Source organism: Nocardiopsis chromatogenes YIM 90109 (assembly GCF_000341185.1).
Taxonomy (GTDB): Bacteria; Actinomycetota; Actinomycetes; order Streptosporangiales; family Streptosporangiaceae; genus Nocardiopsis_A; species Nocardiopsis_A chromatogenes.
In genome coordinates, this window is sequence record NZ_ANBH01000016.1 from 1 (window position 1) to 8,309 (window position 8,309).

Below are 8,309 nucleotides of genomic sequence, written 5' to 3' on the forward strand. Positions count from 1 at the left end.
CGAGCCGCCTTCCCGGTTTGCGAGGGGCCCGGCGGACGGCAAGCGGCGCCGGGGAACCGCCCGGCTTGTTCCGTCGCTGCCCCTCGGGGTGACCACGTACGCGCCTGGTGGTCGACAGCGCTACCGGTAGGGCCGCCGACCGTTGTCGTCGCCGCCCTGCACCCCACACCCCGCCGACCCGCCGCCCGGCCGGAACCCGCAAGCGGGGCACCAGCCGAGCCGCCATCCCCGGGACCATCAGGGACCCGCGCGTCGGGTGGTGGCCTCCGCTGTCAGGCGCGTACCGATGCCGTGGCCGCCTCCGGGTTCAGGGCCGCATCGCGCAGGGCCCGGACGGTCGCGCTGATGGCGGGCCTGCGCGCCGCGTCCGCGTTCCAGAACACGTACACCTGGCGCACCAGCGCCGGCTGAACCTGCACCAGCCGCACCCCTTCGGGCACCGGCCCCCGGCCCAGGCGCGGCATCACCGCCGCGCCCAGCCCGGCGGCGACCAGCGCCAACTGGGTCTGGTGCTCCTCGGCGGTGTGCACGATCCGCGGGTCGTTCCCCTGCTCGCTGATCATCCGGTGCAGCCACTCGCCGCACGCGCCGCCGCGCGGCCAGCTGATCCAGGGCAGGTCCACCACCTCGTCCAGTGCGACCAGCCCGCGGTGCGCCAGCGGGTGCCCGGAGGGCAGCGCCAGATCGGCGATGTCCTCCATCAGCGGGGTGCGCTCCATCCCGCGCGGCAGCGGGAGCGGGGCCCCCGTCCAGTCCACGACGACCGCCATGTCGGCCTCACCCCTGCTCACGGCCGGGATGCTCTCGTGCGGCTCCTGCTCGACGAGTTCCACGGCCAGCCGGGGGTGGCTCTCCCTGAGGGCGACCAGGGCGTGCGGGACCAGGCCGCGGGCGGCGGTCGCGATCGCTGCCAGGCGCAGATGGCCGATGACCGCGTCGCGGTGCGCCTCCAGGTCGGCCTCGGCCTGGCGGACCAGCGACAGGATCTGCCCGGTGTGCTCGACCAGCACCTCGGCGGCCTCGGTGAGCCGGATCCCGCGCCCGTTGCGCTCGACGAGGGGCTGGCCGACCTCCCGCTCCAGCTTGCTCAGCTGTTGGGAGACGGCCGAATTGGTGACCCGGAGCTCCTCGGCGGCCCCGGTGAGCGATCCGTTGGCGGCGATGGCGTGTAGGACGCGCATTCGATCCACGCTCAGCATGAAGTGATGCTAACCCCGCAGATGGCCCGTGCGAAGCTGCTGTGACCGGTCCGACGTCCAATGGGTGAGATGTTCACCGCCGGGCCCCGCCGCCGTACCCCGGCGGGGTACCGGCCGCGTCCCGGCGGCCCCGCCGGTGCCCCGGACCGGGGCGCGGGGCGCGGCCGCCGGGGCGCCGCCTACTCGTCGCGCAGCTTCTCGACCGCTGCGGCCAGGTCGTCCGGGTAGGGGCTCTCGAACTCCACCGGCCGCCCCTCGGTCGGGTGGTCGAAGCCCAGGCGCACCGCGTGCAGCCACTGGCGGGGGNGGGTCGGGTCGGCCCCGTACAGCCGGTCCCCCACGCAGGGGTGGCGCAGCGCCGACATGTGCACGCGGATCTGGTGCGTACGGCCGGTCTCCAGCTTGATCTCCAGCAGGCTGGCCGCGCGGAACGCCTCGATGGTGTCGTAGTGGGTCACCGACGGGCGGCCGCCCGCGACCACGGCGAAGCGCCCGTCGCCGGAGGGGTGGCGGTCGATCGGGGCGTCCACGGTGCCGCGCAGCGGGTCCGGGTGGCCCTGCACCAGCGTGTGGTAGCGCTTGTCGACCGTGCGCTCCTTGAAGGCGCGCTTGAGCACCGAGTACGCCGCCTCGCTCTTGGCGAGCACCATCACGCCGGTGGTGTTGGCGTCCAGCCGGTGCACGATGCCCTGCCGCTCGGCGGCGCCGCTGGTGGTGAGCTGCACGCCCATGGCCAGCAGGCCCTCCAGCACCGAGGGGCCGGTCCAGCCCACGGTGGGGTGGGCGACCACGCCGATCGGCTTGTCGACGACGACGATGTCGGCGTCCTCGTGCACGACGCGCAGGCCCGGAACCGGCTCGGGGCGGGGCACCGGGGCCGACGGCGGCGGGGGGAGGGTGACCTCCAGCCAGGCCCCGGCGGCGACCCGGTCCGACTTGGCCGCCTCGGCGCCGTCGACGCGCACGTTGCCATCGGCGATGAGCTCGGCGGCGCGGGTGCGCGACAGCCCGAACAGCCGCGCCATCGCGGCGTCGAGGCGGTCGCCCTCCAGGCCGTCCGGCACCGGCATGCTGCGGTGGTCGGTCACCTCGTCTCCCCCTCTCCGCCGTCGCGGCCCGCGGCGCCGCCGTCCTCGTCCGCACCTCCGGACGGGCCGTCCCGGTCGGCCCCGTCCCCGGCCCCGTCGGCCGTGTCGCCGTCGCGGGTGCCGTCGATGTTCACCCCGCGGAAGGCCAGCACCACCGCCAGGACGCTGCCCACCACCAGGCTGGAGTCGGCCAGGTTGAACACCGGCCAGTTCGGGAGCTGGATCCAGTCGACCACGTGCCCGTGCAGCGGACCCGGCGGCCGGAAGAGGCGGTCCACCAGGTTCCCGGCGGCGCCGCCCAGGATCAGCCCCAGCGACAGCGCCCAGGACAGGCTGCGCAGGCGCCGGGCGATGACCGCGATGTAGGTGACCACCCCGATCGAGATCAGGCTGAACACCCAGGTCATGCCGGTGCCGATGGAGAAGGCCGCCCCCGGGTTGAACACCAGGGTGAACCGGAGCAGGTCCCCCACGACCGGGACGCTCTCGCCGGGCGCGAAGCGCGCCAGCACGATCTCCTTGGTGGCGAAGTCCAGGGCCAGCGCGACCGCGGCCACCACCGCCACAAGAACGAACCGCCGCGGCTTGGTCGCGGCGGATCCGTTCACCGTCCTTTGTCCGTCCCCGGAGGGCTCAACGTCAGTCAGCGACGCTCCTCGCGTTGTTTGCACGCCACGCACAGCAGGGCGCGCGGGTACGCCTGGAGGCGGGCCTTGCCGATCGCCTGGCCGCACGAGCCGCACACCCCGTAGGTGCCCGCGTCCATCCGTTCGATCGCCCGCTCGCTCTGCGCGAGCAGGTCACGGCTATTGTAGGCCAGTGCCAGGTCGTGCTCGCGCTGGTACGCCTTCGCACCGGTATCGGTGGGGTCGTCCCCGGCGTTGGACACCGCGTCCGTCAGCTGTTCGGCCAGCTCCGACTCGGTGTCGGCGATCTTCTCGCGCAGCAGCGCGATCTCCTGTTCCAGCGATCCGCGGACCTCGGCGAACTCCCCGGTGGTCCAGGGCTCCTCCCCGGTGCGCGCCGGCGGCAGCTTCGCTGCGTTCACGTCGCCCTCCTCGCGCCGTCCTCCGCGGCCCCCGCGGTCCGTTCCGCCGATCGATCGCTCCGCCGATGTGGACGTCACTCTCCGGCCCCCGCTTCAGATCCGGGCGGCCGCCCCCGGCCGCCCCCGTCGAATACCCCCGCCGACGTGCGAAAACCCGTCGATTCAGGGGATTGCCGCACAATGCCGGGTAGCTTAGGCGGCCGGGGTCGGCGAAGCAATGAACCACGGCGTTCCACGGAATCACCGCCTCTTTCCCCTTTGTTGTTCCCCCGTTCCCCGCGTCCGATTCGCCGGGGCGCTCCGCCGGGGGCGCTGCGCCGGTGGTGTCGTGCGGGGGGCTCCGTGCGGGCCCCCGCCCCCCGGCCGCTACTCGGCCGTGGCGAACCCCCCGTAGTCCTCGGCGAGGCGGGACAGGTGCGGCTCGTCGAACACGGCCGGCCCCCCGTGCGGCCCCACCTCCACCACGATCACCCAGTCCACGTCCTCGGCGTCGTCCTCGCCCGCGAGCATGTCCCGGTGCACCGCACACGGCTCGTAGCCCTGGTCCTGGAGCTGCTCGGCGAGCTCATCGGCGTCCTCCCGGTCGGGCAGCGTGACCAGCACCCGCCCCTGAGACGTCGCGCCGCCCTGCGTGTCGGCCATCCGGGCCCTCTCCTCGTCGTGTCGTCGCGTGCTGCGCCCGGCCGCCCCTTCGGGCGGCACCTGCGCACGGCCGTGCGCCAGTATGCCCCGGCGCCCCTCCGGCGGCGCGCACTCCCCTCCCCGGACGCGCCCGCGGGAATCGCGTCGGAGCGGCGGGCCGGTTGCGTTATCCTCGACTCCACAGCAGGGCGATGACGGGGACGAGTACCGCGCGGAGCACAGCCCAGAGCGACCCGGGGACGGTGGGAGCCCGGGGGCATGACCGGCGGGAATATCACCCCTGAGCCGCCGGAGGAACGGCCCCGCCGGGGCTCAGTAGAACCGGCACGCAGCGAACGAAGCGGGGAGCGCACGCGCTCCCAAGGAGGGTGGTACCGCGGGGCCCCGCGCCTCGTCCCTCCATCAGGACCGCACCCCTGATGGAAAGGGCAGCCACGTGACAGCGTCAGCAGCAGAACCCTCCGCCCCCCGGCCCTTCCCCGCCCTCCCCGCGCAGATCGGCCTGCCCGCGGTGGAGCACGAGGTGCTGAAGCGCTGGTCGGAGCAGAAGGTCTTCGAGCGCTCACTCGACAAGACCAAGGACGGCCCGAACTGGGTCTTCTACGAGGGTCCGCCCACCGGCAACGGCAAGCCCGGCGTGCACCACGTCGAGGCCCGCGTCTTCAAGGACGTCTTCCCCCGGTTCAAGACCATGAAGGGCCACCGGGTCGACCGCAAGGCCGGCTGGGACTGCCACGGCCTTCCGGTCGAGGTGGCCGTGGAGAAGGAGCTGGGGCTCAGCGGCAAGAAGGACATCGAAGAGTACGGCGTCGCCGAGTTCAACGCGCGCTGCCGCGAGTCGGTGCTGCGGCACGTGGGCGCCTTCACCGAGATGACCGAGCGCATGGGCTACTGGGTCGACCTGGAGGACCCGTACCGCACCATGGACGCGCAGTACGTGGAGTCGGTCTGGTGGGCGCTCAAGCGCATCCACGAGAAGGGCCTGCTGGTCCGCGACTACCGGATCAGCCCCTACTGCCCGCGCTGCGGCACGACGCTGTCCGACCACGAGCTGGCCCAGGGCTACGAGACGGTCACCGACCCCTCGGTGTACGTGCGCTTCCCCATCACCTCGGGCCCGCTGGCCTCCCCCGAGCGCCCCACCTCCATGCTGGTGTGGACCACCACCCCGTGGACGCTGGTGTCCAACACTGCGGTGGCCGTGCACCCGGACGTGCCCTACGTGGTGGCCACCGACGGCACCGAGCGGCTGCTGATCGCCGAGCCGCTGTTCGAGAAGGTGCTCGGCGAGGGCTGGACGCTGACCGGGGAGCGCTTCGAGGGCGGGGAGATGGAGCGCTGGACCTACCAGCGCCCCTTCGAGCTGGTGGACTTCGACGCCCCGGCGCACTACGTGGTGCTGGCCGACTACGTCACCGTCGAGGACGGCACCGGCATGGTGCACCAGGCGCCCGCGTTCGGCGCCGACGACATGGCGGTCGCCCGCGCCTACGGCCTGCCGGTGGTCAACCCGGTGCGGGCCGACGGCACCTTCGAGGACGGGCTGGACCTGGTCGGCGGGGTGTTCTTCAAGACGGCCGACGCGGCCCTGGTGGAGGACCTGACCGGGCGCGGCCTGATGTTCCGGGTGCAGGAGTACGAGCACAGCTACCCGCACTGCTGGCGGTGCCACACCGCGCTGCTGTACTACGCGGTCCCCTCCTGGTACGTGCGCACCACCGAGATCAAGGACGAGCTGCTCGCCCAGAACGCGGCCACCAACTGGTACCCCGAGAACGTCAAGGAGGGGCGCTTCGGGGAGTGGCTGCGCAACAACATCGACTGGGCCCTGTCCCGCAGCCGGTACTGGGGCACGCCGCTTCCGGTGTGGCAGTGCGCCGACGAGCACACCACGGTGGTCGGGTCGCTGGCCGAGCTGAGCGAACTCGCCGGGCGCGACCTGAGCGCACTGGACCCGCACCGGCCCTATGTGGACGACGTGGTGCTGGACTGCCCGCAGTGCGGCGCCCAGGCCCACCGGGTGCCGGAGGTGATCGACGCCTGGTTCGACTCGGGGTCGATGCCGTTCGCCCAGTGGGGCGCTCCGCACCGCAACGCGGAGGTCTTCGAGGAGAACTTCCCGGCCCAGTACATCTGCGAGGCCATCGACCAGACCCGCGGGTGGTTCTACTCGCTGATGGCGGTCAACACGCTGGTGTTCGGGCGGTCCTCCTACGAGAGCGTGGTCTGCCTGGGGCACATCCTGGCCGAGGACGGCCGGAAGATGAGCAAGCACCTGGGCAACGTGCTGGAGCCGATCCCGGTGATGGACCGGCACGGCGCCGACGCGCTGCGCTGGTTCATGGCGGCCAGCGGCTCGCCGTGGGCGGCCCGCAGGGTGGGGCACGCCGCGCTGGAGGAGATCGTCCGCAAGGTCCTGCTGACCTACTACAACACGGCCTCGTTCTTCACCCTGTACGCCAACGCCGGGGAGGGCTGGTCGCCGGAGCGCCTGGCCGAGGCCCCGGCCCCGGCCGAGCGCCCGCTGCTGGACCGGTGGCTGCTGTCGGAGCTGAACCAGGTGGTGGCCGACGTGGACGCCGCGCTGGAGGACTTCGACACCGCGGGGGCGGGCCGCCGCCTGACCGGGTTCATCGACGACCTGTCCAACTGGTACGTGCGCCGGTCCCGCCGCCGCTTCTGGGCGGGCGCCTCCACGCCGGAGGGCGCGGCGGCCTTCGCCACGCTCTACGAGACCCTGGAGACGCTGACCAAGGTGCTGGCGCCGGTGGTCCCGTTCCTGACCGACCACGTCTGGGCGGCGCTGCGCCGCCCGGGGGCGCCGGAGTCGGTGCACCTGGCGGACTGGCCCGAGGCCGACCCGGCGCTGGTGGACGAGGCGCTGTCCCGGGACATGGCCCTGGTGCGGCGCCTGGTGGAGCTGGGCCGGGCGGCCCGCGTGGACTCGGCGGTGCGCACCCGCCAGCCGCTGGGGCGCGCCCTGGTGGGCGCCCGCGGGTTCGACGGGCTGCCCGAGCAGCTCAGGGCGCAGATCACCGAGGAGCTCAACGTGGGGTCGCTGGAGGCGCTGTCCTCGGTCGGCGGCGACCTGGTGGAGTACACGGTGAAGCCGAACTTCCGGGCGCTGGGCAAGCGGTTCGCGAAGCGGACCCCGCTGGTGGCCCAGGCGATCGGCGCCGCGGACGCCAAGGGGCTGGTCGAGCAGGTGCGCGGGACCGGCTGGGCGCACGTGCAGGTCGAGGGCGAGCCGGTGGAGATCAGCGCCGACGAGCTGCTGGTGACCGAGCAGCCGCGCGAGGGGTGGGCGGTGTCCACCGAGAACGGCGAGACGGTGGCCCTGGACCTGGAACTGACCCCGGAGCTGCAGCGGGCGGGCCTGGCGCGCGAGGTGGTCCGGCTGGTGCAGGACGCCCGCAAGAGCAGCGGCCTGAACATCTCCGACCGGATCGGGCTGGCATGGTCGGCGACCGATCCGCAGACGGAGCGGGCCCTGGCCGAACACGCCGAGTCCATCGCGGGCGAGGTGCTGGCCACGACGTTCGCGCAGGTGGAGAAGGCTCCGGAGGAGGAGGGCCAGTACGCGGTCACCTCCGAGGAGTTCGGCGTGACCGTCTGGATCCGCAAGGCCTGACCGTAAGGCCTGACCGTTCGGTCCGCAGCAGCGGTAGTCCGAACGGATCGGCCGCAGACGGCCGGGGGCCTGATGCACGGCAGAGCCGCGCATCAGCCCCCCTTTCATGACACGAAGCCGCTGGTGCCCGCTCACGCCCCGACTGAGCGGCGGGCCACCGAGCGGCAGGTCAGGGGGCGGCAGGTCAGGGGCGGCGACGACGAAGGCCGACGATCCGTGCGGGAGCGCTGTCGAGCTGCGGACGTGCGGATGATCACCGTTCTCGGCGGCGACGGAGTCAGCAGGGCGGTTCCCCGACCCTGTCTTCCGAGCGGCTGGCCACTCGCGGTCCGGGTGGGCGGCTCGGCTGGTGCCCCGCTCACGGGCCCCGGCCGGGCGGCGGGCCGCCGGAGTGTGGGGCAGAGGGCGGCGACGGCCAGAGCGGGGCGGTTCCCCGGCCCTGCTTGCCGGGCGGCGGGTCCCTCGCGGTCCAGGAGGCGGCACAGCAGGTCCCCCGCTCAGCGGTCCCGCCCGTCCGGCGGGCCGTCGGAGTGCAAGGCGGCAAGGGCAGCGACGACAAAGGTTGGTGGCCCTCGCGGCAGCGCTGTCGATCGTCGGGTGTGTGCGTGGTTACCGTGATGGGTGGCAGCGGCGAGAACTGGGCGGTTCCCGGGCCCTGCCTGCCGAGTGGCGGGTTCCTCGCGGTCCGGGAGGGCGGCGCG

Annotated in this window: 6 protein-coding genes; 1 reads left to right on the forward strand and 5 read right to left on the reverse strand. The window is 73.4% G+C overall.

The features are described from left to right. Positions 1-272: 272 nt before the first annotated feature. From D476_RS0101390 to D476_RS0101410, 5 genes are all read right to left on the reverse strand, one after another. On the reverse strand, positions 273-1,199 hold the full coding sequence (locus D476_RS0101390; protein WP_026123125.1) for a LysR family transcriptional regulator: 927 nt from the start codon (positions 1,197-1,199) through the stop codon (positions 273-275). A gap of 179 nt (positions 1,200-1,378) precedes the next feature. After that, positions 1,379-2,287: an RluA family pseudouridine synthase gene (locus D476_RS0101395; protein ID WP_017622196.1), complete on the reverse strand. Its 909-nt coding sequence runs from the start codon at positions 2,285-2,287 to the stop codon at positions 1,379-1,381. Next, positions 2,284-2,895, reverse strand: coding sequence for a signal peptidase II (gene lspA, locus D476_RS0101400; protein ID WP_017622197.1), 612 nt, complete (start codon positions 2,893-2,895; stop codon positions 2,284-2,286). The genes D476_RS0101395 and lspA overlap by 4 nt, the downstream gene beginning before the upstream one ends. Positions 2,896-2,930: 35 nt before the next feature. Continuing rightward, entirely contained in the window at positions 2,931-3,335 is a 405-nt protein-coding gene (locus D476_RS0101405) for a TraR/DksA family transcriptional regulator (RefSeq protein WP_017622198.1), read from the reverse strand. 366 nt (positions 3,336-3,701) lie between these two features. Continuing rightward, a complete protein-coding gene (locus D476_RS0101410) occupies positions 3,702-3,977 on the reverse strand; it encodes a hypothetical protein (RefSeq protein ID WP_017622199.1) in 276 nt (91 codons plus the stop codon). Between the two features lie 436 nt (positions 3,978-4,413). On the opposite strand from D476_RS0101410, the gene ileS reads away from it, so the two are divergent. Continuing rightward, positions 4,414-7,608, forward strand: coding sequence for an isoleucine--tRNA ligase (gene ileS / locus D476_RS0101415; RefSeq protein WP_026123126.1), 3,195 nt, complete (start codon positions 4,414-4,416; stop codon positions 7,606-7,608). Positions 7,609-8,309 lie beyond the last annotated feature (701 nt).

What these genes read in the sequence shown, in the direction of transcription:
- D476_RS0101390 (WP_026123125.1), bottom strand. Translation starts at nt 1,199, where the DNA reads ATGCTGAGCGTGGATCGAATGCGCGTCCTACACGCCATCGCCGCCAAC.
- D476_RS0101410 (WP_017622199.1), bottom strand. Translation starts at nt 3,977, where the DNA reads ATGGCCGACACGCAGGGCGGCGCGACGTCTCAGGGGCGGGTGCTGGTC.